We start from the raw sequence: 24,993 nt of genomic DNA, 5'->3' as shown, positions 1-24,993 counted from the left end.
TTGGTGGCTGTGCGCGTCTCCGCGCGCGCGCAGCGCGCGATGCGCCGCGCGGGCGGCGCGCGATCTGCGCGCCGCCGCACAACTCAAACCGGCCACATCTGCGCAAACAACGGCTATTCGACGCCATGCAAAAAAGGCCCGAGGCTTTCGCAAGCCCCGGGCCTTCATTCAACCGCAACCCACTATCAGTGGAACTGCTCTTCCTCGGTAGAGCCGGTCAGTGCCGTCACCGACGACGCCCCACCCTGGATCACGGTGGTCATGTCATCGAAGTAGCCGGTGCCCACTTCCTGCTGGTGCGCCACGAAGGTGTAGCCCTTGCTGGCGTCAGCGAACTCCTGCTCCTGCAGCTTCACGTAGGCGGTCATGTCGTTACGGGCGTAGTCATGCGCCAGGTTGAACATGCCGTGCCACATGTTGTGGATACCCGCCAGGGTGATGAACTGGTGCTTGTAGCCCATGGCCGACAGCTCGCGCTGGAACTTGGCGATGGTCGCGTCGTCCAGGTTTTTCTTCCAGTTGAAGGAAGGCGAGCAGTTGTACGACAGGATCTGGTCCGGGTACTCCTTCTTGATCGCTTCGGCGAAGCGGCGGGCTTCGTCCAGGTCTGGCTTGGCGGTTTCGCACCAGATCAGGTCGGCATACGGCGCGTAGGCCAGGCCGCGGGCGATGGCCTGGTCAAGGCCGGCGCGCACCTTGTAGAAGCCTTCACGGGTACGCTCGCCAATGACGAAAGGCTGGTCGTACGGGTCGCAGTCGCTGGTCAGCAAGTCGGCAGCGTTGGCGTCGGTGCGGGCCAGGATGATGGTGGGTACACCCGACACGTCGGCAGCCAGGCGCGCAGCCACCAGCTTCTGAACAGCTTCCTGGGTAGGCACCAGTACCTTGCCACCCATGTGGCCGCATTTTTTCACCGAGGCCAGTTGGTCTTCGAAGTGCACGCCGGCAGCGCCTGCCTCGATCATGTTCTTCATCAGCTCGTAGGCGTTCAGTACGCCGCCAAAGCCGGCTTCGGCGTCGGCCACGATTGGCGCGAAGTAGTCGATGTAGCCATCGTCACCCGGGTTCTTGCCGGCCTTCCACTGGATCTGGTCGGCGCGGCGGAACGAGTTGTTGATGCGCTTGACCACGGTGGGCACCGAATCGACCGGGTACAGCGACTGGTCGGGGTACATCGACTCGGCCGAGTTGTTGTCGGCAGCAACCTGCCAGCCCGACAGGTAGATGGCCTGGATGCCGGCTTTTACCTGCTGCACGGCCTGGCCACCGGTGAGGGCGCCCATGCAGTTGACGAAGTCTTTTTCTGGGCGGAAGGACGGGTGGGCACCTTGGGTGACCAGCTTCCACAGTTTTTCGGCACCCTGGCGCGCCAGGGTGTGCTCCGGCTGCAGGGAGCCACGCAGGCGAACGACATCGGCGGCGGTGTAGGTACGGGTCACGCCTTTCCAGCGCGGGTTCTCGGCCCAGTCTTTTTCGAGGGCTGCAATTTGCTGTTCGCGTGTCAGTGCCATGGAAATAAACCTCGTCGCATCGATCTTGGGGTAATTGTGCTGATGCTCGGGGCCGGTCAGGGGCCAGGCGGTTGTCCTGTACGCAGGAATGCGACGACGAAGGTGAAGGCGCGAAGGGGAAGGGTGTGCAGGCCAGGCACGCATGTGCTTCGGCAGGTCGGCTCGTGGTTGCCTTGCTGCTCAGCGCTGCGATTGCCAGTACTGCGGTGATGCGCTTCCGTCCCTCGGGACAACTTCTTCGTTGCAGTCGCAATCCTGTCGAACCGCCTTCTGGGCCGTGTGGACGCGAGGTTACCCCTGGGGTGAGCGGAGTGCACCTCGAAGGCCCCGTTCAGGGCCCCTGATTAGCGGGAGCGAGGCCATCATGCCCTTGGTAAAAAGAGCCTGTCAAACGTTTTGTAGTGCTTTTTTTGGTCTACTACATCTTTGGTCTAATACGACTCGTCAGTCAGTTTCAAGGCCGTTGGTCGAGCCCTTGAGTGGCCTGGATTCACTCCAGAAGCTCCACTTTTACCCGCAGCGTCATGCTATCCCCCCGCTGCGTGCCGTAAGTGCGGCTTGAATCGCTACGCCCTGCGATGCTTTGCGGGTTGTACCCTGCAAGGGGCAACCACTCGCCGAGCTTGCCGGTGATGGTCGTGTCGGTGCTCTGTACTTTCACTACATCAGCACGTCCGCTGCTCATTCGGTCATTATTGGTGCTTATTTGCAGCCTGACGGTGTCGCCGCTCAGGCTTGGCGTCACGTAAAAACCCTGGGTTACATTGCGGTACTGGGTATCACTGCGCAGGCGCCCGTAGTCATCGGTGCCAACCTGGGTAACAGGGATGCTCTGGCCCAGTTGAATCAGCGCCGGTTGCCCTTCGCTGGCCTGGATTTGTTGCACGCCCCCTTCGCGGTTCTGCGTGCTGTGGCGGATGACCTGGCCGTTGCCGCGGTTATCCTGGTAGTTGCTGTCGTCGTTGTCGACGCTGATGAGCAGGCGTTTTGGGGCGGTGTCCAGCTGCTGCAACAAGGTGCGCAAATCATCGATGCGCTGCGTACTGGCGTTCACTACCAGCTTGTTCTCGAAGGCGGTCACCGTTCCATCCCCGCCGATGAATGCCTTGGCGGTAGGCAGCAGCTCGGCGCTGCTGCGGTGTTGCAGTGGCAGTACCTCGGTGGCGGCGTGGGCAGTAAAACTGGCAATGAGCAGCAGGCCGAAGGCAAGAGGGCGTAGCGGCATGGCGTTGTTCCCCGCATGGTGGAATAGGCATGTTGGCAAATCTAAAGCACTGTGGCTGAGCCTGGGTGATCCAGGCCCCATTATCTATATTTATCCGTTAAGCTATAAAATATAGTTCGCTAGATAATCAAGGATAAACCTATGAGCCCGTCCCGCCCCATTTTCCGCCGTACCGCGCTGGCAGAGACCCTGGTGCGCGACCTTGCCGGTGAATCACTGGTGGATTACAGCTCGGGTATGTTCCTGGCCGCGCCCAGGCGCACCGGCAAGAGCACCTTCCTCAACAACGACCTTGCGCCGGCGTGCGTGCAGCGCGGCTGGTTGCCCGTATACGTCGACTTGTGGTCGGACCGCGATACGGACCCGGCCGAACTCATCAGCGGGGCCATCGGCACGGCACTGGCCCACTTCGAGGGCACGCTGGCCAAAACGGCGAAGAAGGCTGGCATCGACAAGATCAACCTGCTGCGTACCTTGAGCTGGGACTTTACCCGGCCGCAACTGCCTGCCGGCACGACCCTGGCACAGGCACTGGCCGTGCTGCACCAGGTGGCTGGCCAAATGGTCATCCTGATCATCGACGAAGCCCAGCATGCACTCAACAGCGCAGGCGGGCTGAATGCCATGTTTGCCCTGAAGGCTGCACGCGACCAGCTTAACCGGGGTGACCGGCCAGACGGCTTGCGCCTGGTATTCACAGGTTCCAGCCGCGACAAGCTGGCCAACCTGGTGCTCAAGAGCAAACAGCCCTTCTACGGCGCCAGCATTACCCCGTTCCCCTTGCTGGGGCGTGATTTTGTCGAGTTCATCACCCAGGTGTGGAACAGCCGGCTGGCAGACAGCAACCAGTTCAAGGTCGATGACCTGGAGGATGCCTTCGAGCGGGTAGGGCGGCGGCCAGAAATGCTCGGCAAGCTGCTGGCTGAGGTAAGCGTGGGGCTCGGCGCGGCGGGGAACCTGGGGGCGCTGTTGCGTACGGGTGCGCTGAACCACCAAGCCGGCGTGTGGAGCGACTACGAAAGTGCCTGGAACGACCTGTCGCCGTTGCAGCAGGCGGTATTGGCGGTGATGGCTGGGCGGTCGCTGGGCGCCCAGCCTTTCACGCCGTTCAGCGAGCAGACCCTGGCCGACGTCAACCGCACCCTTGAGCGCCAGCAGGCGGAACCCAATGCCAGCACGCCGAACGTACAAAAAGCCCTGGACGCGTTGCGCGAAAAGGAACTGGTATGGAAGGCCAACCGTGGCGAGTACGCGCTGGAAGATGCCTCCATGGCCGAGTGGTTGGTGAAAGGCAGTTTGGCGTAGGTGTCACCCCGGGCTGGCGGCTGATGATGAACGGTGGCCGCTGTCAGACAAATTCCGTAACATCGCGCCCCTGCTTTTTCACTGCCCTTCGCGGGCCGCAACACAGGATGCTCATGAAACCTGCCAACCTACGTGCCGACCTGCTGGCCGGCCTGACGACTTCGTTTGCGCTGGTGCCTGAGTGCATCGCCTTTGCCCTGGTGGCCCACCTCAACCCGCTGATGGGCCTGTACGGCGCGTTCATCATCTGCACCCTGACTGCGCTGTTCGGTGGCCGGCCGGGGATGATTTCTGGTGCTGCCGGCTCAATGGCCGTGGTGATCGTGGCGCTGGTAGTGCAGCACGGCGCCCAATACCTGCTGGCAACGGTATTGCTGGGGGGTGTGGTGATGATGCTGTTCGGTTTGTTGCGCCTGGGCAAACTGGTGCGCCTGGTGCCTTACCCGGTGATGCTGGGCTTCGTCAACGGCCTGGCCATCGTTATCGCCATGGCCCAGCTGGAGCACTTCAAGCAAGGCGAGCAATGGTTGACGGGCACGCCGTTGTACCTGATGGCCGGGCTGGTGGGCCTGACCATGCTGGTGGTCTACGGGCTGCCCAAACTGACCCGCACGGTGCCCCCGGCGCTGGTGGCGATTCTCGGCGTGGGCCTGTTGGTATACCTGCTCGATCTGCCCACCCGCACCCTGGGTGACATGGCGCACATTGCCGGTGGCCTGCCGCCGCTGGCGCTGCCCGATGTGCCCTGGAACCTGGAAACCCTGCGCATCATTGCCCCTTATGCGGTGCTGATGGCCATGGTCGGCCTGCTGGAAACCCTGCTTACCCTGAACCTTACCGATGAAATCACCGAGAGCCGCGGCTACCCCGACCGCGAGTGCGTGGCGTTGGGTGCGGCGAACATGGTGTCTGGCCTGTGCGGCGGCATGGGCGGCTGCGCGATGATCGGGCAAACCGTGATCAACCTCAGTTCCGGTGGCCGTGGCCGTTTGTCGGGGGTGGTCGCCGGGGTGATGATTCTGCTGTTCGTGTTGTTCCTGTCGCCATTGATCGAGCGTATTCCGCTGGCCGCGCTGGTGGGCGTGATGTTCGTGGTGGCCCAGCAGACGTTTGCCTGGGCATCGCTGCGGGTGTTGCACAAAGTGCCGGCCAGCGACGTGCTGGCAATCATTGCGGTGACCATCGTCACGGTGCTGACCGACCTGGCCATGGCTGTGCTGTTCGGCATCATTGTCGCGGCGCTGAACTTTGCCTGGCAGCATGCCCGGGAGTTGTATGCCGATAGCCATGATGACGGGGAGGGTGGCAAGCGTTACCAGGTGCATGGCACGCTGTTCTTTGCCTCCACCACGTCGTTTCTCAACCAGTTCGACACGCCCAACGACCCTGCCCAGGTCACGCTGGACTGCCAGCACCTGAGCTTTGTCGATTACTCGGCCATCGCCGCCCTTAAAACCCTGCGTGAACGCTATGCAAAGGCCGGCAAGCATTTGCGGGTGGTGCACCTGTCTGAGCGGTGCAAGAAGCTGTTGAAGCGGGCAGGGGAGCAGCATTAACCGTTCAGGGCCGGCTGTTTACAGCTAAAACCGCACCTACCCGCCGCGGTTCTTCTTGACGAAGGTGTCGGCGATGCTGGCCGGTGCCTCGGCATAGCGGGTGAACTCCATGGAGAAGCTCGCCCGGCCCTGGCTCATCGAGCGCATCGACGTGGCGTAGCCGAACATCTCGCCCAGCGGCACTTCCGCGCGGATGACCTTGCCGGCCGGCGTTTCATCGCCATCCTGGATAATGCCCCGGCGCCTGCTGAGGTCACCCAGGATGTCCCCCTGGTACTCCTCGGGTGTGACCACCTCTACCTTCATCACCGGCTCCAGCAATACCGCGCCGCCGTGTTGCGCCAGTTGCTTGGTGGCCATGGAGGCGGCGATCTTGTAGGCCATCTCGTTGGAGTCCACGTCGTGATACGAGCCGTCATACACCGCAGCCTTCAGGTTGATGAGCGGGTAGCCGGCCAGCACGCCGTTCTTCATCTGTTCTTCGATGCCTTTCTGAATGGCCGGGATGTATTCCCTGGGCACCACGCCGCCCACAATCTCGTTGATGAACGTTAGCCCCTCGGTGCCTTCGTCACCCGGCGCAAAGCGAATCCAGCAATGGCCATACTGGCCACGGCCACCCGACTGGCGAACGAAGCGGCCTTCAATCTCGCAGGTGTTGCGAATTTTTTCGCGGTACGCCACCTGCGGCTTGCCGATGTTGGCCTCCACGTTGAACTCGCGGCGCATGCGGTCGACGATGATGTCCAGGTGCAGCTCGCCCATGCCGGAGATGATGGTCTGGCCGGTTTCCTCATCGGTGCGTACGCGAAACGACGGGTCCTCCTGGGCCAGCTTGCCCAGGGCGATGCCCATTTTTTCCTGGTCGGCCTTGGTCTTGGGTTCCACCGCTACGGAAATCACCGGGTCGGGGAAATCCATGCGTTCCAGCACAATGGGCTTGTCCAGGTCGCACAGGGTATCGCCGGTGGTCACGTCCTTCATACCGATCAGCGCGGCAATGTCACCGGCGCACACGTCCTTGATTTCTGCGCGCTGGTTGGCGTGCATCTGCACCATGCGGCCAATGCGCTCCTTTTTGCCCTTGACCGAGTTGAGCACGGCATTGCCAGAGCTGAGCACGCCGGAATAGACCCGGGCAAAGGTCAGCGTGCCGACGAAGGGATCGGTGGCAATCTTGAACGCCAGGGCCGAGAACGGCTCGTTGTCGTCGGCGTGGCGCTCCAGGTGTTGGGTGTCGTCGTCCGGGTGGGTGCCACGGATAGCCGGGATCTCGGAGGGGGCAGGGAGGTAGTCGATCACCGCGTCGAGCATCAGCGGCACCCCCTTGTTCTTGAACGATGAGCCCAGCACGGTGGGCACGATTTCGTTGTTCAGGGTGCGCTTGCGCAGGCCGGCCTTGATTTCGTCGGTCGTCAGCGGCTCGCCTTCCAGAAACTTCAGGGTGAGTGCGTCGTCGGCTTCGGCAGCAGCCTCCACCAGCTGCGCACGCCACTCATCAGCCAGCGCCTGCAGCTCAGCGGGGATGTCCTCTTCGCGGTAGCTGGTGCCCTGGTCGGCGTCGTTCCAGTAGATGGCTTTCATCTTCACCAGGTCGATCTGGCCCATAAAGTGTTCTTCGCTGCCAATGGCCAGCTGAATGGGCACCGGGTGATGGCCCAGGCGCTGGTCGATCTGCTTGACCACCCGCAGAAAGTCGGCGCCCTGGCGGTCCATCTTGTTGATGTAGGCTAGGCGCGGCACATGGTACTTGTTGGCCTGCCGCCACACCGTTTCGGACTGCGGCTCTACCCCGTCGGCGCCGCTGAACACCACCACCGCGCCGTCGAGCACGCGCAGCGAACGCTCCACCTCGATGGTGAAGTCGACGTGGCCGGGGGTGTCGATGATATTGAAGCGGTACTTGTGGGCGAACTGCTTGGCCGAGCCCTGCCAGAAAGCCGTGGTGGCGGCTGAAGTGATGGTAATGCCGCGCTCTTGCTCCTGGGCCATCCAGTCCATGGTCGCGGCGCCGTCATGCACCTCGCCCATCTTGTGGTTGACCCCGGTGTAGAACAGGATTCGCTCGGTGGTGGTGGTTTTGCCGGCATCCACGTGGGCAACTATGCCAATGTTGCGGTACAGCTCGATGGGGGTTGTGCGGGCCATGACAGACTACCTGCGCAGAGGCGGATCCCCCCACGTTAGCAGACGCGGAGGATCCTGCCGTACCGCCTGGCTGTCAGTCGGCCGGGGCCTGCAACTGCCACTGGCCGTCCACTTCGCGGGCCAGGCCACTGGCCGGCAACAGGGCCAGCAGGCGTGGGTGCAGGCTGGCCTCGGTGAAGGTTTTGACGGTGGTCAGGTCCAGCGGGCCGAACAGGCCCAGGTCAGCCTTGGTGTACGACAGCCAGGCCTTTTTCAGTACCTGGGCCACGTCGCTGGCGCAGGTGCTGGCGAAGCGCCGGTGCCATTGGCGGTTGTCGAAGGTAAAGTTGTGCGCAAGGCTGTAGCCGGCCTGGTCCTGGCCTTCGGTGCAGCGGTGGCAGCGGCACGGCCCTTCGCCGAAAGCATTGCGCAGGTAGCTGTTGAAATCCACCACGGGCTTGAGGGACAGGCGTTTGTCCACATCGAACAGGTCGGCGATCAGGGGTTCTTCGGCGCTCACTCGGTATCCTCGTGTGGTGTGGCGTGCATCGGCGGGCACCCTAACAGATCGGGGCAGGCAGATCATCTTTTGCAGGGCTGGCTGCAACGTAGCTGGCCCCGTGATCAGGTCATTAGAGACAACCCCAACCACCTGCCGTACTCTACGCCCCTACAACCGTACCCACCCCCTGAGGTAACCCGTTTGAGCAGCAAGTACCCGTACACCGCCACCGTCACCATCAGCGCCGAAGACCGTGGCGGCGACGCCGAAGCGTCAGAAAATGCGGCCATGCGCGTGGGCCTGGAGGCAGTGACCGAAACCTTGAAGAAGGTGCATTTCGTAGGCACCCTCGCTGCCCCGGAGAAACCAGCCACGCACATCTGCGTCACCCTGGAGAACGGCCTGACCTACTACGGCCCGATCGTGAACGGCCACGCCGAACTCGAAGGTGGCTGGATCGCGTTCGAGTCCGACATGCTCACCCCTGAAGAGCTGGGCCTCTAAGCCTCAGTTCAACGCCGCCAGGCACTGCTTGAGGATATCCAGGCCTTCTTCGAGCACCTCGGCCTCGATGGTCAGCGGTGCCAGCAGGCGGATGATGTGCCGGGCCTTGCCGCTGGGCATCAGCAGCAGCCCCTTGGCCCGCGCCGTTTCCAGCACCTTGGCCAGTTGGGCGGGCGCCGGCTTGCCCTCGGCGTCCACCAGCTCGATGCCACGCATGGCCCCCACGCCGGTCAGCCGGCCAAGCGCCGGGCACAGCCCGCTGGCCTTCCATTGCTCGAACCGCTGCGCAATGGCCTGGGCCTGCTGCTCACCCCAGGTCGCGATGTTGGCGTCGGTCATTTGCGCCAGGCTGGCCAGCGCTGCCGCACAGGCGATCGGGTTGCCGGAGTAGGTGCCGCCCAGGCCCCCCTTGGGCAGCGCGGCCAGCAGCGCCTGGCGGCCAACCAGCGCCCCCAGCGGCATGCCGCCTGCAATGCTCTTGGCCAGCAGCATGAGGTCGGGCTCGATGCCCAGCCGGGTAAAGCCGAAGCGCTGGCCGGTGCGGCCAAACCCGGACTGGATCTCGTCAACGATCAGCAGAATGCCATGGCTATCACAGAAGCGGCGCAGCGCCTGGGCAAACCCAGGGTCCATGGCCAGGAACCCGCCTTCCCCCTGTACCGGTTCGAAAATGAACGCGGCCACGTCTTCTACGGCCAGCTCCACACTGAACAAGCGCTCCATGGCCGCCAGCGCCTGGTCACAGCTAACGCCGGTGTCGGCGCTGGGGTAGGGCAGGTGGTACACCGGGCCCGGTAATTCACCGACCCGCTGCTTGTAGGGCGCCACCTTGCCATTGAGGTTCAGGGTGGCCAGGGTGCGGCCGTGGAACCCGCCGTCGAACGCAATGACCGCGCGCTTGCCGGTGGCCGCCCGGGCTACCTTCAAGGCGTTTTCCGCCGCTTCGGCACCACTGTTGGTCAGCATGCCTGCCACGGGGTAGCTGACCGGCACGAACTGGCTCAAGCGCTCCATCAACGCCAGGTAGGGGCCGTGCGGGGCGGCGTTGAATGCGTAGTGGGTCAGCTGGGCGGCCTGTGCCTGGATGGCCTGCACCACCGCTGGGTTGCAGTGGCCCAGGTTGAGCACGCCGATGCCGCCAACGAAGTCGATGTAGCGCTTGCCGTCGGTGCCCCACACTTCGGCGTTACGGCCATGGGAAAGGGTGATGGGGTGAACGATGGCGATGGACTGGCTGATACTTTCCTGGAGCATGGGTACGGGCACCTGTGGTCGGTCAGGTGCTTATCCAAGCCTTTTGGCCAGCAGCCGCGCAAACGAATTATTCGATTGGGGTCATTCCGTGTATTCCTGCAAAATTAAGCTGAAGGGCAAACTGAGCGCCAGGCTTCTTCGATGCAGTGAGGTTCTGTTAGCCGGTGATGAGGGCATGGGTACCCCTATCATTCCCTGGTGGAATCACATGCTTCTAAAAGGTCGTTTGTTGCCCCCCGTCGCAAGTTGAATACTGGCCCGGATCCATCAAAAGCATGGCCGATCCAGTAGAGGGTTCTCATGGCTTCCCCAAACAATAAGAAACAGCGTTCACTGCAACATGGCCTTACGTCCCGCCAGGTGTCGATGATCTCGATCGCCGGCATCATCGGCGCCGGCCTGTTCATTGGCTCGTCCAACGCGATTGCCACGGCAGGCCCCGCGATTCTCATCTCCTATGCCATGACCGGCCTGCTGGTGCTGCTGGTGATGCGCATGCTTGGGGAAATGGCCATTGCCAACCCCACCAGTGGCTCGTTCTCCACGTACGCCAGCGAAGCCATCGGGCCGTGGGCGGGCTTTACCATCGGTTGGCTGTACTGGTGGTTCTGGGTGCTGATCATTCCGGTGGAGGCCATTGCCGGCGCCGATATCTTGCATGCGTACTTCCCGCAGGTGCCGTCCTGGCTGTTCGCTTTCGTGATCATGCTGGTGCTATCGGGCACCAACCTGGTCAGCGTCAAGAACTTCGGGGCCTTCGAGTACTGGTTCGCGCTGGTGAAGGTGGTGGCGATCATCGCCTTCATCGTGGTGTGCACCCTGGCCGTCACCGGCTTCTGGCCGCTGGCGCAGGTGTCCGGGGTCAGCCGCCTGTGGGACCAGGGCGGCTTCATGCCCAACGGTTTCGGCACCGTGCTGGGCGGTGTGCTGATTACCATCTTCTCGTTCTTCGGTGCCGAAATCGTCACCATTGCGGCAGACGAAACGGCCAACCCTAAGGATAAGATCCGCCGTGCCACCAACCTGGTGGTGTACCGCATCGCCATCTTCTACCTGGCATCGATCTTCCTGGTGGTGTCGCTGGTGGCCTGGAACGACCCCGGCCTGAAGGCGGTGGGTTCGTTCCAGCGGGCACTGGAGGTGTTGAATGTGCCCGGTGCCAAGCTGCTGGTGGATGTAGTGGTGTTGGTGGCCGTGACCAGTTGCATGAACTCCGGCCTGTATACCGCCTCGCGCATGCTCTATTCGCTGGGTGCCCGTGGCCAGGCGCTCAGCGTTACCCGGCGCATCGCCGGCTCCGGCGTGCCGACCGTGGCGGTGGTGTTCTCTACCCTGGCCGGCTTCGCCGGGTGCCTGGTCAACTATGTGTTCCCGGGCAAGGTGTTCGGCTTCCTGCTGTCCACCACCGGTGCCATCGCTTTGCTGGTGTACCTGGTAATCGCCGTGTCGCAGTTGCGCATGCGGGCCCGCGCCGAACGGGAAGGCCGGCCGCTGGAGCTGAAGATGTGGCTGTTCCCCTGGCTGACCTGGCTGGTGATCGGCACCATCGTCATGGTGCTGGGGTACATGCTGTTCAGCGACGCCTACCGCTACGAGACGCTGATGACGGCAGCGGTGACGGCGTTCATTCTGCTGGTGTCGCTGACCCAGCGGCGCGGCGCGCAGCTTGCCCAAACGGCTTGAGGCTTCTGCTTTAATGGGGGCGTTGCGCGCCCCCATTCCAACAAGCACAGGAAGCGTATGAACCACACCCTCACTTGCCTGCAGGCCCTGGCTGCACCAGAAGGTATCTGCTACGGCTGCGGTTGCGCCCACCCCAGCGGCCTGCACGTGCAAAGCCACTGGGATACAGACGGTATTCACCTGGTCTGCCGCCACACCCCCGACAGCACATTTACCGGTTGGCCCGGCCTGGTTTACGGCGGCCTGCTGGCAATGCTGGTGGACTGCCACTCCAACTGGACGGCCATGGCCTACCACTACCGCTGCGAAGGGCGCGAGCCTGGCAGCCTGCCCCGCATCGACTGCGTGACCGGCAGCCTCGGCCTGAACTACCTGAAGCCTACGCCCATGGGCGTCGAGCTGTTGCTCAAGGCCCGGGTAGAGGGGGAAGTGGGGCGCAAGAGCCGCGTGGTCTGCGAAGTGTGGGCCGGCGATACGCTAACCGTCACCGCCGATTCTGTTTTCGTACGGGTAGACACCGCCAAGCTCAGGCTCAAGGCCCACGGGCACAGCTGAAGGCGTTCAGAACACCTGGCTCAACACCCAGTACAGGCAGCCGGCAAGCAGCATGGCGGCGGGCAGCGTCAGTACCCAGGCCATCAGCAGGTTCAGCAGTGTGCGTTTCTGCAGCCCTGAGCCGCTGGCCACCATGGTGCCGGCCACGCCTGAACTCAGCACGTGGGTGGTGGACACCGGCAGGCCGAACATGTCTGCCGCGCCGATGGTGCACATGGCCACTACCTCTGCCGAGGCGCCCTGGGCGTAGCTGAGGTGCTGCTTGCCGATCTTCTCGCCCACGGTAACCACAATGCGTCGCCAGCCCACCAGGGTGCCCAGCCCCAGGGCGATGGCCACCGCCACCTTGACCCACAGCGGAATGTAGCGGGTAGCGTCGTCCAGTGCCGCCTTGAACTGCTTCAACTGCTGGGCAGTGGTGGTATCCAGCGCTACCAGCCGGTTCTTGTCGATCAGGCGGATGCTTTCGCTGGCCAGGTACATGTCATTGCGTATGTTGGCCATGGCCTCGGCGGGTACGCGCTTCAGCGAGCCGTAGCCTGCGACCTGCTCGCCAATCATGCCGCTGAGCGCGGCCAGCGCCGGCAGCAGTTGCGGGCTGGCCTGCGGCTGAATCAGAAACGCCGTGAGCACCTGGCGCGGGTCACCCTGGATGGGCGCGGCACTGCCAAGCGCCTGCCGGGTACCCTGCGCTATGGCAGCAAAGCCCTGTGCCTGGTCATCCGGCATGGTCTTGTTGAGGGCGTAGGCCATGGGCAAGGTACCCACCAGTATCAGCATGATCAGGCCCATGCCTTTTTGCCCATCGTTGGAGCCATGGGCGAATGACACCCCGGTGCAGGTAAGGATGAGCACGCCGCGAATCCACCAGGGCGGTGGCGTGTTGCCCTCAGGCGCCTGGTACAGGGCCTTGCGCTTCACCAGCGCCCGCAGCGCCACCAGCAGCAGCGCGGCACAGGCAAAGCCAATCAGCGGCGAGAACAGCAGGGCGTAGCCCACCTTGCTGGCCTGCGCCCAATCAACGCCACTGGTGCCTGCGCGCCCGTGCATCAGTGCATTGGCCACCCCCACACCGATGATCGAGCCGATCAACGTATGGGACGACGAGGCCGGCAGCCCAAGCCACCAGGTGCCCAGATTCCAGATAATGGCCGCCAGCAGCAGCGCGAAGACCATGGCGAAGCCGGTGGTGGAGCCAACCTGCAGAATAAGCTCTACCGGCAGCAGGGCGACGATGCCGAATGCGACCGCGCCGCTTGATAGCAGCACCCCGAGGAAGTTGCACAACCCTGACCACACCACCGCAACGGGTGCCGGCAGGGCATGGGTGTAGATCACCGTGGCCACCGCGTTGGCGGTGTCATGGAAGCCATTGACGAATTCGAACCCCAGGGCGATCAGCAACGCCAGCCCAAGCAGCACAAAAGGGGTGAAGGTAGTGACCACGGTGCCGCTGGCGGTTACATCCTGCTTCAGGCTCCAGGCGGTGTAGGCAACGCAGGCAAGCAGTATGCCGAAAAACAGCAGTACAGCGGCGCGCCCAGGCCGATGTTGCAGTTGCGGGCGCGAATCACGCTGGGCCAGTTGCGGGTGCATGGCCAGTGACGGGGTTGCCATGGGGGCTCCAGTTGGCATTGGGCGAAGGTGCCGAATGGCCCCCAGCATAAAAACAAACGCTGATGTCACCGTGACCTCGGTCAATGAAATACCCAGGCCAGAGGTGGCAGGTGGTGCTAGGTTGAATCTGAGGATGCCTGCACAATGATGCCCGCACGAACGGTTCGGCTACCGGGCCTTTCACCCTGCAGGTTTTCATAAAGGGCAAGTGAATGGCGCTGCAATTGACCCCCGCCAGTGATCACGACCTGGATTTCGCCCGTAACCTCACCCGGCAAGCCATGCTGCCCTATTACCGGGAGTACGACCTGCTGTGGGTAGAGCAGGCGTTCGACCAGGCCTGGGGCTGGCGCGAGCAGTGGCTGGTCACCCAGGGCGATACGGTGTTGGGTTTTTGCAGTCTGAGCCAGGACCCCCAGGCGCTGTTCATTCGCGAGCTGCACCTGTTGCCAGCGCACCGGGGCCGCGGCGTGGGTGCCTGGGTGCTGGAAACCTTGGCCCAGTGGTGCCGCCAGCGGCAACTGGGCTTGCTGCGGCTGATGGTGTTCCGCAGCAACCCTGCCAGGGGCCTGTACCAGCGCCACGGTTTCGTGGAAATGGGCGAGGACGAATGCTTCGTGCGCATGCAGCGCGTGATCGACCAATAACGCCAGGGTGGCTTGTGGTAGATGGGTTGCATCGGCATAGTGGCCCCATGGACCCATATGGGGGTTACCCCCCCATGCACATGCCAAGGGATAAGGAGAAGCCCGGATGAATGGAATCGGCCCGCGCCTGCGGGAAGAACGTGAAAGGCTGGGCATGACCCAGCGAGTATTCGGTGACATCGGCGGGGTTGAGCCCAACGCCCAGGGCAAGTACGAAAGCGGCGAACGCACGCCGCGTGCGGACTACCTGGCAGCAGTGGCAGCCAGCGGGGTGGATGCGCTTTATGTGCTCAGTGGCCAGCGCACACCGCCCCCGCTGGCGGGCCTTAGCACGGGCGAAACCGGCCTGCTGAGTGCCTTCCGCCAATTGCCGAGCGACGACCAGGCGGCGATCTGGCATCTGTTGGGGCGTTTGGCCGACGACAGGCAAGTGCAGCAGGGCACCAGGCGATCAGGCACCACCCGTCAGCCGTTTCTGACGGAAGCAATGCGCTAGGCCCGCTGTGAAATTTTTTGTTAAGGTGGCGGGATCCAATCGCCCTGCTGAAGAGGTGTGTGCTTGATTAGGGTTTTGGTGGTCGATGACCACGATCTGGTACGAACCGGTATTACGCGCATGCTGGCCGATATCGACGGCCTGCAGGTGGTGGGTGAGGGTGATTCAGGCGAATCGGCGCTCAAGCTTGCCCGCGAGCTGAAGCCTGACGTGGTGCTGATGGACGTGAAGATGCCCGGCATCGGCGGCCTCGAAGCTACCCGCAAATTGCTGCGCAGCCACCCGGACATCAAGGTGATTGCCGTTACCGTCTGCGAAGAAGACCCGTTCCCCACACGCCTGCTGCAAGCCGGCGCAGCAGGGTACCTGACCAAGGGCGCAGGCCTTGACGAAATGGTCCAGGCCATTCGCCTGGCCTTCGCCGGCCAGCGCTACATCAGCCCCCAGATTGCCCAGCAGTTGGCGTTGAAATCGTTCCAGCCCCAGGGCTCGCCGTTCGATACGCTGTCTGAGCGCGAAATCCAGATCGCGTTGATGATTGTCGGCTGCCAGAAAGTGCAGATCATCTCCGACAAGTTGTGCCTCTCGCCCAAGACCGTCAATACTTACCGGTATCGGATCTTTGAAAAACTCTCGGTCACCAGCGACGTCGAACTGACCTTGCTGGCCGTTCGCCACGGTATGGTTGACGCAAGCCTGTAAACCTCATGTCCCAAGTTTTTGATGCCAGCGCATTCCTGGCGACCTGCAGCGGTCGCCCGGGCGTTTACCGGATGTTCGATGCCGACGCGCGGCTGCTTTACGTTGGCAAGGCCAAAAACCTTAAAAAGCGCCTGGCCAGCTATTTTCGCAAAACCGGGCTGGCGCCCAAAACGTCTGCGCTGGTAGGCCGTATCGCCCAGGTCGAAACCACCATCACCGCCAACGAAACCGAGGCGTTGCTGCTGGAGCAGAACCTGATCAAGCAATGGCGGCCGCCATACAACATTCTGCTGCGCGACGATAAGTCCTACCCCTACGTGTTCCTGTCCGATGGCGAATTCCCCCGCCTGGGTATCCACCGTGGCGCCAAGAAGGCCAAGGGCCGCTACTTCGGCCCGTACCCCAGTGCCGGCGCCATTCGCGAGAGCCTCAGCCTGCTGCAAAAGGCATTTTCGGTGCGCCAGTGCGAAGACAGCTACTACGCCAACCGCACGCGGCCCTGCCTGCAGTACCAGATAAAACGCTGCAAGGGCCCCTGCACCAACCTGGTCACCCCCGAGGAATACGCCGAAGACGTCCGCCACTCGGTCATGTTCCTGGAAGGGCGCAGCCAGCAATTGGGCAACGAACTGAACGCCGAAATGGAAAAGGCCGCCATGGCCCTCAATTTCGAAAAGGCCGCTGAGCTGCGCGACCAGATCGGCCTGCTGCGCCGCGTACAGGACCAGCAGTACATCGAGGGCGGCACGGGCGACGTCGACGTCATCGCCGCCTTCGTCAACCCGGGCGGCGCCTGCGTGCACATGATCAGCGTGCGCGGCGGGCGGGTGCTGGGCAGCAAGAACTTCTTCCCCCAGGTGGGCATCGAGGAGGACGTGGCCGAGGTGATGGCGGCGTTCCTGTCCCAGTACTACGTGGGCAACCCCGAGCGCGAGCTGCCGGGCGAGCTGATCGTCAACGTGGTGCACGAAGACTTCGTCACCATCACCGAGGCGCTGCACGCCCTGCGCGGCCGCGAGCTCACCATCAGCCACCGGGTGCGCGGTACCCGCGCCCGCTGGCAGCAGCTGGCGGTGACCAATGCCGAACAGGCGCTCAACGCGCGCCTGGCCAACCGCCAGCACATGGCAGCCCGTTTCGACGCCCTGGCCGAAGTGCTGGGCCTGGACGAAGTGCCCCAGCGCCTGGAGTGCTACGACATCAGCCACTCCAGCGGCGAAGCCACCGTGGCCAGTTGCGTGGTGTTCGGCCCTGAAGGCCCGGTGAAGTCCGACTACCGCCGCTTCAACATCGAAGGCGTCACCGCAGGCGACGACTACGCCGCCATGCACCAGGCGCTGACCCGCCGCTATGGCCGCATCCGCGACGGCGAGGGCAAGCTGCCAGACGTGCTGCTGGTGGACGGCGGCAAAGGCCAGCTGAACATGGCCCGCGACGTGATGCAGGAGCTGGGCTTCAGCGAGCTGACCCTGCTGGGCGTTGCCAAGGGCGTCACCCGCAAGGCCGGCTTCGAAACCCTGTACCTGAACGACGTGCACCACGAATTCACCCTCAAAGGTGATTCCCCCGCGTTGCACCTTATTCAGCAGATCCGTGACGAAGCCCACCGCTTTGCCATTACCGGCCACCGCGCCCGGCGCGGCAAGGCACGGCGGGTGTCCAGCCTGGAAGATGTGGCCGGTGTCGGCCCGAAGCGCCGGCGTGACTTGCTGAAACATTTCGGCGGCCTGCAAGAGCTCAACCGCGCCAGTGTCGACGAGATTGCCAAGGCACCGGGTATCAGTAAAAAGCTTGCCGAGTCGATTTATGCCAGCCTGCATAGCGAGTAGAATGCCGGGTTCAACCCGCAGCCAGTCGTACCGATGAATATTCCAAACCTGCTCACCGTTCTACGCGTTCTGCTCATCCCCATTTTCATCCTGCTGTTTTACATGCCGTACCACTGGAGTTATATGGCGGCCAGCAGCGTGTTCGCCGTAGCCGCCGCTACCGACTGGCTGGATGGTTACCTGGCGCGTCGGTTGCAGCAGAGCACCCCGTTCGGTGCCTTCCTCGACCCGGTGGCAGACAAGCTGATGGTGGCCGTGGCCCTGGTGCTGCTGGTGCAAACCCACGCCAACTTCTGGCTCACCCTGCCAGCGGCCGTCATCATTGGCCGCGAAATCGTGGTGTCGGCACTGCGTGAATGGATGGCCGAACTGGGCGCCCGGGCGCACGTGGCCGTGTCCAACCTGGGCAAGTGGAAAACTGCCGCACAAATGCTGGCGTTGGTGATTCTGCTGGGTAACCCACCGGCTGTTACCTTCTGGGTGATTCTGGGTTACGGGTTGTTGCTGGTGGCGGCGGGGCTTACCCTGTGGTCGATGGTGCATTACCTGCTGGCCGCCTGGCCGCACTTGCGCGAAGGCTCCGAGCAGAAATAAAAGTTTTTTTGAATCAAGGGGTTGACGCCGTTTTGGATATCGCTAAAATGGCACCCATCACGACGCGGGAATAGCTCAGTTGGTAGAGCACGACCTTGCCAAGGTCGGGGTCGCGAGTTCGAGTCTCGTTTCCCGCTCCAGTTATAGATCTGCAGAGTTCAAAGGAAGTCTGTAAGTCGTTGAAAAAAGGGCCGAAAGGCCCTTTTTTCGTTCCAGCGAAAACCACCTGAAACCTGCATAGCCGCGCATTTTGAGACCCGATTTGAGGCCAGCATGGCGTAGACCCCAATTGGGCTTATCGATAGAGCAGGGGCGGTCACGAGGTGAGCATATGGCTTCCGACAGGTACAGGAGGTCATCATTGCTCTTTCGGAACCGGCAATTCGCCATTGGTGTAACTACTAAGGATCAATAGCAAGCCTTAATGTCGAGATGGAGGACGTGCTGCGGGTACAGCACGTCTCGACGCTTGCTAGGACAAATCGAGATCTACCGCCGGCTATGCGACCGGACGCTACCAACGATAGGTCACTGACCCGATCAAGCTTCGCTCGTCGCCATAACGGCAGGTGGTATTGCAGAACAGGTACTGCTTGTTGAACAGGTTCTGCGCCTTGGCCTGTACCTGCCAATGATCATCAACGTCATAGCTGATCAGTGCGTCTATCAGTGTATAGGCTGGGATCTTGCCGTCATAGGCGCTGGGGGTGGTGCGCGTGGTACCGGTGTAGCGAGCACCGCCGCCGATGCGCAGGCGCTCCAGCCCCAGTGCGGCCAGACGGTAGCTGGCCCACAGGCTTGCGCTGTGGTATGGCACACCTTCGATGCGTTTGCCTACGTTGTTTGCGCTCTGGTCTTGCAGCACGTGGCTGTCGGTGTAGGCATAGCCCGCCGTCAGCTCCAGGTTGTCGGTCAGGTTGCCCTTGGCTTCGAGCTCCAGGCCCTTGGAGCGGGTTTTACCATACTGCACGTAGGTATTGGTGAGCGTGTCCAGGCTCAGCGCATTCTTCTGATCCAGCACGTACACGGCGGCGCTTAGCATCAGGTCGCGCCCGGCCGGCTGATAGCGCAGGCCGGCTTCGTACTGCTCACCTTCCAGCGGAGCAAAGGCGTTGCCGAATGCCGGGTTGCTGACACTCGCCGGCTGGAACGACTGGCTGTAGCTCAGGTACGGGGCCAGGCCATTGTCTGCCAGGTACACAAGCCCCACACGGCCAGTGGCTTTTTTGTCGTTGCGCGTGGCACGGGCATCAGTGGCGAACGTGGTGGTCACACTGTTGGCCCAATCTTGTCGCCCGGCCAGTAGCAATACCCATTTGTCGTCGAAGGTGATCTGGTCTTGCAGGTACACGCCGACTTGCCGGCTGTGCAGGTCCGAGCCGCTTTCTGCAGCGGTGTTCACGCCAACACCGGTGGGCACGGGGTTGGCCAGGTTCAGCGGCGGTGCCAGTTGGGCCAGGGTCGCGCTGATGTGGCGGTGCGAGTCGTAGGTCTTGTGGTAGTAGTCTACGCCCAGCAGCAACTCGTGCTGCCAGCGCCCCCGGTTGAAGGTGAAATCCAGGTTGCTGTCGGTAGTCCAGCCGGTGGAGCGCTCCTCGCGCTCACTGTAGCGGCGCAGCAGCTGGCTGCCGACCACGGCCTGCGGGATCAGGTAGTTCCAGTCGGTGTTGGCCTGGAAGTAACGCAGGCTGTGATTGACACTCAAGTGCTCGTTCAGCCGGTGCTCGAAGAGATAGCCCAGGGTATCCATGCGATTGTTGAAATGATCGTAGCCGGGCTCACCGACAAACTGGTCGCGCTCGATCTTGTAGCCCGGCGTGTGGCTGTAGCTGCTCAGGCCGTAGCTCATTGGTGGCGAGAAACCGGTGTAGGTTTCCTGATGGCTGGCCAGCAGGGTCAGCGCGGTATCGTCGTCGGGGCGCCAGGTGAAGGCGGGCGCGATGTAGCGGCGGTCGTCGTCGACGTGATCTATTTGAGTGGCGCTGTCACGCCACAAGCCGGTCAGGCGATAGCTGAACTGTCCTTGCTCATCCAGCGGGCCGCCCAAGTCGAAGGTGTACTGACGGCGGTCATGGTTGCCGACTTCGACGCCGATCTCGTGCAAGGGCGTGGCAGTGGGGCGCTTGCTGACCGTGTTGATCAAACCGCCTGGCGACAACTGGCCGTAGAGCACCGATGCTGCGCCCTTGAGCACCTCGACACGCTCCAGCCCATAGGCCTCGACGCTGCCGTCGTAGGGGTTCGATTGCAGTTTCATGCCGTCGCGCAAGATGCCGCCGGTGCCTGCGCCCACATTGAAACCGCGCAAGGTGTAGTCGTCGGCGGTGCGGCTGAAGCTGCTTGGCTGGCTGCCGAAACCAGGGGTGTACTTGAGCGCATCGGAAAGGTTGTCGCTCTTGCGGTCGTCCAGTTCGGCGCGGGTCACCACCGAAATCGACTGCGGGACTTTTACCAGCGCCGTACGGGTCTTGGTGCCGGCGCTGCTGGCACCGGCCAGGTAACCGTCGCTCTCGACTGCGACCAGACCTGCATTGGCGTTGACGCTGGTGGCATCGAGGGTCAGGCCTGTGCCCTGGGCCTGCTGCACACCGATTGCGCCGCTGGCTGTCTGCATCACACTCAGCCCGCTGCCTTGGAGGCTGCGCCGCACGGCTTCGATCGGCAGCAGGTCGCCACGCACCGCCGGCGCCTGTCGGCCCTCGACTTCTGCCGGGATGAACAACACCTGTCGACCGCTGGCGTGGCCAATGTCGATCAGGGTGTCGGCCAACGGGCCCGGGGCGATATCGAAGGTGTGTACGGCATCGGCAGCATGTGCGGCGACACTGGCCAGGCAAGCGCTGAGTGCCAGCGGCAGCAGGGGAATGGGATGCATATGGGGCTCGGCAAGGTTCTGGATGAAGGCGCGAATCGCGCAGGTCTGCTGGGTATGTGACCTGACCCCGGAAAATTTTAAGGGCACGAACAAAAAAAGTTCAGGCGTGCTCGATACGGGTCCACCAACCCAGGTAGCGCGTCACGCGCAGCGGCAGCATGTCGTGCAGCGCCGCCAGCGCTGCCTGGCTGTCATCCAGGGTGAACACCCCGGAGATCCTGAGCTCGGCGGCGTCGCGCGCGAGTTGCAGGACGCCGCGATGATAAGGGCGCAGATGATCGATCACACTCGCCAGCGACTGGTCATGCACCTCCAGCAGGCCAAGGGTCCAACTGCGTTCGTTGATGTGCTGGCGTGGGACCGCTTGCCACCGCTGGCCGTTGAAGGCGACGCCGTGCCCCGCACTCAGCGCAATCCGCTGTAGCGGCGTACGCAGCTCTAGCGAGCCGCCGATTGCCCAGAGCTGCGGCTCACGGGTTTGCAGCGAGAGCAGGCAGGTGCCGCTGTGCAGCCAGCTTTCGCCCCAAGGGCAGGCCAGCACGAAGGGGCGGGCATCGTCGGCGCGCACCGTTGCCCTCAACGCACCCTTGAGCAGTGATACACGGCGCTGGCTCGGGCCGAAGTCGATGTCGGCTGAGCTTTCGGCATTCAGCAGCAGGGTCGAGCCATCTTCGAGTGTGTAGCTTCTACGCTGCGCGCTGGCCGTACGCAGGTCGCTGCCCCAGCGTGCGTGCATGGGCGCGCCGGGCAAGGTCAGCAAGTGGGTGCCGATGGCGGCTGCGCCCAGGCCCAATGCACCGCGCAGCAGCTGGCGGCGGCCGTGACCCGCGCCGCGCAGGGCCTGAGTGGCGCCGTGGCGATCAGCGAGTGGCGCGAATGTTCGGTCCAGATTCTGCTGTAGCGAGTGCCAGGCTTGTCGATGGCTGGCATCGGCCGCCAGCCAATCCTGCAGGGCGCGTTCTGCGCGCGCGTCGAAACTGCCCGAGGCGCGGCGCGCGTACCATTCGATCGCCTGGGTGGCGGCGGGCGGTAGGCTGTTCATGCGCCTACCCGGTAGCAGGCGGTCAGCCCCTGGACGACATACTGGTGAACGCGGGTGGTGGAGACCCCTAGTTCCTGGGCGATCTGTGCATAGGTCAGGCCCTCGAGCTGGCTGCACAGAAACGCGGCACGCGCCTTGGACGACAGGCCATCCAGCAGGCGGTCGATCTCCATCAGCGTTTCCATGACCAGCCAGTGTTCCTGAGGGGAGGGCGCAGTGGGTTCAGGCTGCTCCGCCAGCGCCTGCAGGTACGCACGTTCGATATCGGCGCGACGCCAACGCGCGAACACCAGGCGCTTGCCAATAGTGCTCAGCAGCGCGCGCGGCTCACGAATGGCCGCAGGATCAGGCATGGCCACCACTTGAGCGAACGTTTCAGCGGCAATGTCCGCGGCATCTTCGCGGCAATGCAAGCGCAAGCGCAGCCGTTCTAGCAGCCATGAATGGTGATCACCGAAGAGCCGATGGAGGATTTGGCTACGCGAGATCGCAGTCGGGGGCGAAGAAGACGTCACGTACGAGCGATACTTTGCTAATGGGAATTGTTATTGATACTGGGGTGATTCCTGCGGGAATGCAAGATGTGTTTAACCCGACATTGACTGCTATTCCGGTCGTAAGCTGTGCTATGACAGATACACTCACGCTCTGAGGGTCGGAAGTGGTTGTTTGCGACCGGCTGCTTTCGACCCATAGCTGTCGGTGTTACCGGCCGTAGCATGATTGAAAAAGATCAATTAGGGACTGCTGGAATGACGCTATGTCTAAGACAAGCATGCGTGACCGATCTACCGGACATTTACCGAGGCGAGGAAAGCTATATCCGTACTTGGGAGCGTGCGCATGAAGCTTCGTGGCGCCGTGACCTGGAGAGACATCTCACGCGATGGGTCGATAACTTCGACCATCTGACAGTCGCTGTCATCGATAATGCTTTCGCAGGCTATTCATTGTGGATTCCAGAGGGCGTCTACTCAGAACTCTGCACCCTTCACGTAACGCCAAGTTGTCGTCGCAGTGGCGTTGGAGCTAGGCATGCTAGATGCGTACATGATCGATGCCGCATGTCAGGGATTTACTCAATTACGGCTGAGTGTACGACCTGACAACCCAGCAAGCGAGCTGTACCAGAAAGCAGGTTTTTCATGCACTGGTATCGGTGCGAATGGCTATCTGACATTCGAGCGTCGAATTTAAGAGCTTTCTGGCGTGCGGTGGGTGCGGGTCGTTCGCTGCTCTCCAACCAAGGCCGCTTCGGAGCCAGATCAGTCTCGCGCGTCCATCCGGGTTGAAAGCGACCGGTGATCGTGCGTCAAAACATATCGAGCTGCATACATCAGTTCACTACCGCTGGCTTCAACCATTTTCGGTGCCAAATACTCGAAATCATGGAGGCCGCCGTGATTTAATGAGACTGATTAGCATTAATCTCGAAATGGAAGCTTCGGCATGCCCGCTACGCCCCCTATCGAACAGCTTTACGTTGAGCACCACAGCTGGTTGCAAGGCTGGCTGCGTATCCGCCTGAACAACGCGACGGATGCCGCAGATCTTGCCCATGACACGTTCTTGCGCATCTTGCAGCGTCGTCAAGCGCCCGTCATGCTGGAGCCACGTGCGTACCTGCGCACTGTCGCTCGCGGCCTGGTAATCGATCTTTGGCGGCATCGCGACATTGAACAAGCATGGCTGGAAACCATGGCTGGGCTGCCTGAAGCACAGATGCCTTCACCGGAGGTCAGTGCTTTGGCCATCGAGGCGCTGATTAGCATTGACCGTATGTTGGATACGCTCCCTGAACGGATGCGCACCATCTTCCTGATGGCCCAACTCGATGGGCTGCCATGTCCGCGTATCGCCGAACAACTGGGCGTGTCGCTGTCGACCATCGAGCGCGATCTGGCTAAGGCACTGCGCCATTGCTACCAGCTAGCCTTCGAGCCCCAACAATGAACACTTCTGGGTTGCAAAGTCTGCCGGATGAGACGCTCGAACAGGCCATCCAGTGGTCTATCCGGATGGTCTACAATCGGCCCGACCCGGCTACGTGCGAGGCTTTCGAGGTATGGCTGAGCCGTGACGAATCTCACCAACTGGCCTGGACCCGTTTGCAGAGTTTGAGTAACCGCTTCGATGGCATGCCCGCCGGAATTGGGCGCCGGGCGCTTGAAAAACTACCGGAGACCCGGCTTCGACGCAGGCAGATGCTCAACTTGCTGGCGCTGTGCGGCGTATCCGCGACGACAGCGTGGACTGCCCGCGACGCCGCGCCTTTGCAACGACTGGTTGCCGACTACAGTACCCGTGTTGGCGAGCATCGGCGCTGGACTCTGAGCGATGGCAGCGTGCTGGAACTCAACACCGACACGGCGGTACGCCTGCATTTCAACGCAGATGTACGTGTGATCGAGCTGTTGCGTGGAGAGCTTTACCTGACCAGTGGAGCTGATGCCGCCAACCCCCGTCACCGGCCCCTGCGAGTTATCAACACCTTCGGTAGCTTCGAAGCGCTCGGCACCCGGTTCGGTGTGCGCCAGTACCCGCACAGTTGCAACCTGGGGGTGAACGAGGGCGCTGTGCAACTGCTACCCCTTAGCGGCAAGGGCGCTATTGCCCAAGCGGGCGAAACCTGGGCAATGGTGGACAACGGCGTGCAGCGCCTACCCGCCAGAGCACAGGAACCAGCCTGGTGCGATGGGCTGTTGATCGCTCGCTCGATGCCGCTGGGGACTCTGGTTGGTGAGCTTGGCCGCTACCGTAACGGCTACCTGGGGTGCGATCCGCGCATAGCGCAACGCAAAATCAGCGGCAATTTCAACCTCGATGATACGGACGCAACGCTGGCCTTCATCGCTCAGACGCACGATCTTCGCTTGCAGACCCTGACTCGCTATTGGATGCGTTTCAGCGTTTGACACGCTCTGGAAGGACGGTTTTTACATCTACAGAAAATAATTTGCGTGATGTGA

At 62.4% G+C, this 24,993-nt stretch carries 22 protein-coding genes and 1 tRNA gene; 14 read left to right on the top strand and 9 right to left on the bottom strand.

The genetic code is table 11. From position 1 onward, the window contains the following. Positions 1-185: 185 nt before the first annotated feature. Positions 186-1,511 carry an isocitrate lyase gene (gene aceA, locus IAE38_RS18520; RefSeq protein WP_201210198.1) on the bottom strand — a complete coding sequence of 442 codons (1,326 nt, stop codon included), beginning with the start codon at positions 1,509-1,511 and terminating at the stop codon, positions 186-188. A gap of 490 nt (positions 1,512-2,001) precedes the next feature. Then, positions 2,002-2,736, bottom strand: a complete 735-nt coding sequence (locus IAE38_RS18515; protein ID WP_201218600.1) for a secretin N-terminal domain-containing protein — start codon at positions 2,734-2,736, stop codon at positions 2,002-2,004. Between the two features lie 141 nt (positions 2,737-2,877). On the opposite strand from IAE38_RS18515, the gene IAE38_RS18510 reads away from it, so the two are divergent. After that, positions 2,878-4,041 (top strand): hypothetical protein, encoded by a 1,164-nt coding sequence (locus IAE38_RS18510; RefSeq protein ID WP_201218598.1) that lies wholly within the window; start codon positions 2,878-2,880, stop codon positions 4,039-4,041. A gap of 113 nt (positions 4,042-4,154) precedes the next feature. Beyond that, on the top strand, positions 4,155-5,597 hold the full coding sequence (locus IAE38_RS18505; RefSeq protein WP_201164722.1) for a SulP family inorganic anion transporter: 1,443 nt from the start codon (positions 4,155-4,157) through the stop codon (positions 5,595-5,597). Positions 5,598-5,633: 36 nt separating this feature from the next. Here the strand turns inward: IAE38_RS18505 and fusA are convergent, their stop codons facing one another. Both fusA and IAE38_RS18495 read right to left on the bottom strand, forming a co-directional pair. Next, on the bottom strand, positions 5,634-7,745 hold the full coding sequence (gene fusA / locus IAE38_RS18500; protein WP_201218596.1) for an elongation factor G: 2,112 nt from the start codon (positions 7,743-7,745) through the stop codon (positions 5,634-5,636). 73 nt (positions 7,746-7,818) lie between these two features. Continuing rightward, complete coding sequence (locus IAE38_RS18495; RefSeq protein WP_201218594.1) at positions 7,819-8,244, bottom strand: hypothetical protein; 426 nt, start codon at positions 8,242-8,244, stop codon at positions 7,819-7,821. Positions 8,245-8,427: 183 nt separating this feature from the next. Here IAE38_RS18495 and IAE38_RS18490 point away from each other — a divergent pair, with 183 nt between their 5' ends. Next, on the top strand, positions 8,428-8,730 hold the full coding sequence (locus IAE38_RS18490; protein WP_201164720.1) for a hypothetical protein: 303 nt from the start codon (positions 8,428-8,430) through the stop codon (positions 8,728-8,730). 3 nt (positions 8,731-8,733) lie between these two features. Here IAE38_RS18490 and IAE38_RS18485 read toward each other — a convergent pair whose 3' ends face one another. Further along, positions 8,734-9,984 (bottom strand): 2-aminoadipate transaminase, encoded by a 1,251-nt coding sequence (locus IAE38_RS18485; RefSeq protein WP_201218592.1) that lies wholly within the window; start codon positions 9,982-9,984, stop codon positions 8,734-8,736. 300 nt (positions 9,985-10,284) lie between these two features. Between IAE38_RS18485 and IAE38_RS18480 the strand changes: the two genes are divergently transcribed. Next, entirely contained in the window at positions 10,285-11,667 is a 1,383-nt protein-coding gene (locus IAE38_RS18480) for an amino acid permease (protein ID WP_060481459.1), read from the top strand. A gap of 57 nt (positions 11,668-11,724) precedes the next feature. Next, positions 11,725-12,222, top strand: coding sequence for a PaaI family thioesterase (locus IAE38_RS18475; RefSeq protein ID WP_201218590.1), 498 nt, complete (start codon positions 11,725-11,727; stop codon positions 12,220-12,222). A 6-nt stretch (positions 12,223-12,228) separates the two neighbouring features. Here IAE38_RS18475 and IAE38_RS18470 read toward each other — a convergent pair whose 3' ends face one another. Beyond that, complete coding sequence (locus IAE38_RS18470) at positions 12,229-13,839, bottom strand: inorganic phosphate transporter (protein WP_201218588.1); 1,611 nt, start codon at positions 13,837-13,839, stop codon at positions 12,229-12,231. 212 nt (positions 13,840-14,051) lie between these two features. Here IAE38_RS18470 and IAE38_RS18465 point away from each other — a divergent pair, with 212 nt between their 5' ends. The 6 genes from IAE38_RS18465 (at position 14,052) to IAE38_RS18440 (ending at position 18,247) form a co-directional block, all read left to right on the top strand. Further along, positions 14,052-14,486, top strand: coding sequence for a GNAT family N-acetyltransferase (locus tag IAE38_RS18465; RefSeq protein WP_201218586.1), 435 nt, complete (start codon positions 14,052-14,054; stop codon positions 14,484-14,486). A gap of 106 nt (positions 14,487-14,592) precedes the next feature. Next, positions 14,593-14,982 carry a helix-turn-helix domain-containing protein gene (locus tag IAE38_RS18460; protein ID WP_028632292.1) on the top strand — a complete coding sequence of 130 codons (390 nt, stop codon included), beginning with the start codon at positions 14,593-14,595 and terminating at the stop codon, positions 14,980-14,982. 63 nt (positions 14,983-15,045) lie between these two features. Further along, positions 15,046-15,684 carry a response regulator transcription factor GacA gene (gene gacA / locus IAE38_RS18455; RefSeq protein ID WP_028632293.1) on the top strand — a complete coding sequence of 213 codons (639 nt, stop codon included), beginning with the start codon at positions 15,046-15,048 and terminating at the stop codon, positions 15,682-15,684. Between the two features lie 5 nt (positions 15,685-15,689). Further along, on the top strand, positions 15,690-17,513 hold the full coding sequence (uvrC, locus tag IAE38_RS18450; RefSeq protein ID WP_028632294.1) for an excinuclease ABC subunit UvrC: 1,824 nt from the start codon (positions 15,690-15,692) through the stop codon (positions 17,511-17,513). A 33-nt stretch (positions 17,514-17,546) separates the two neighbouring features. After that, positions 17,547-18,107, top strand: coding sequence for a CDP-diacylglycerol--glycerol-3-phosphate 3-phosphatidyltransferase (pgsA, locus tag IAE38_RS18445; protein ID WP_028632295.1), 561 nt, complete (start codon positions 17,547-17,549; stop codon positions 18,105-18,107). A gap of 64 nt (positions 18,108-18,171) precedes the next feature. After that, positions 18,172-18,247 (top strand) — tRNA-Gly (locus tag IAE38_RS18440). A 374-nt stretch (positions 18,248-18,621) separates the two neighbouring features. Here IAE38_RS18440 and IAE38_RS18435 read toward each other — a convergent pair. The 3 genes from IAE38_RS18435 to IAE38_RS18425 form a co-directional block, all read right to left on the bottom strand. Beyond that, the gene (locus IAE38_RS18435; RefSeq protein WP_201218584.1) at positions 18,622-20,982 is read right to left on the bottom strand and encodes a TonB-dependent siderophore receptor; all 2,361 of its coding nucleotides are present in this window, start codon (positions 20,980-20,982) and stop codon (positions 18,622-18,624) included. A 100-nt stretch (positions 20,983-21,082) separates the two neighbouring features. After that, complete coding sequence (locus IAE38_RS18430) at positions 21,083-22,024, bottom strand: FecR domain-containing protein (RefSeq protein ID WP_236404177.1); 942 nt, start codon at positions 22,022-22,024, stop codon at positions 21,083-21,085. Then, on the bottom strand, positions 22,021-22,539 hold the full coding sequence (locus IAE38_RS18425; RefSeq protein ID WP_201218582.1) for a sigma-70 family RNA polymerase sigma factor: 519 nt from the start codon (positions 22,537-22,539) through the stop codon (positions 22,021-22,023). The genes IAE38_RS18430 and IAE38_RS18425 overlap by 4 nt, the downstream gene beginning before the upstream one ends. Before the next feature lie 204 nt (positions 22,540-22,743). Here IAE38_RS18425 and IAE38_RS24375 point away from each other — a divergent pair, with 204 nt between their 5' ends. The 3 genes from IAE38_RS24375 to IAE38_RS18410 all read left to right on the top strand — a co-directional run bounded on the left by IAE38_RS24375 (position 22,744) and on the right by IAE38_RS18410 (position 24,939). Further along, positions 22,744-23,130, top strand: a complete 387-nt coding sequence (locus tag IAE38_RS24375; protein ID WP_442968309.1) for a GNAT family N-acetyltransferase — start codon at positions 22,744-22,746, stop codon at positions 23,128-23,130. A 343-nt stretch (positions 23,131-23,473) separates the two neighbouring features. Continuing rightward, positions 23,474-23,977, top strand: coding sequence for a sigma-70 family RNA polymerase sigma factor (locus IAE38_RS18415; protein ID WP_201218580.1), 504 nt, complete (start codon positions 23,474-23,476; stop codon positions 23,975-23,977). Continuing rightward, on the top strand, positions 23,974-24,939 hold the full coding sequence (locus tag IAE38_RS18410; protein ID WP_201218579.1) for a FecR domain-containing protein: 966 nt from the start codon (positions 23,974-23,976) through the stop codon (positions 24,937-24,939). The genes IAE38_RS18415 and IAE38_RS18410 overlap by 4 nt, the downstream gene beginning before the upstream one ends. Positions 24,940-24,993 lie beyond the last annotated feature (54 nt).

The organism is Pseudomonas sp. S32 (assembly GCF_016648095.1).
In the GTDB taxonomy this organism is placed as follows: domain Bacteria; phylum Pseudomonadota; class Gammaproteobacteria; order Pseudomonadales; family Pseudomonadaceae; genus Aquipseudomonas; species Aquipseudomonas parafulva.
Note: the sequence above shows the minus strand (reverse complement) of the source record. Positions and strands in the feature narration are given on the sequence as shown.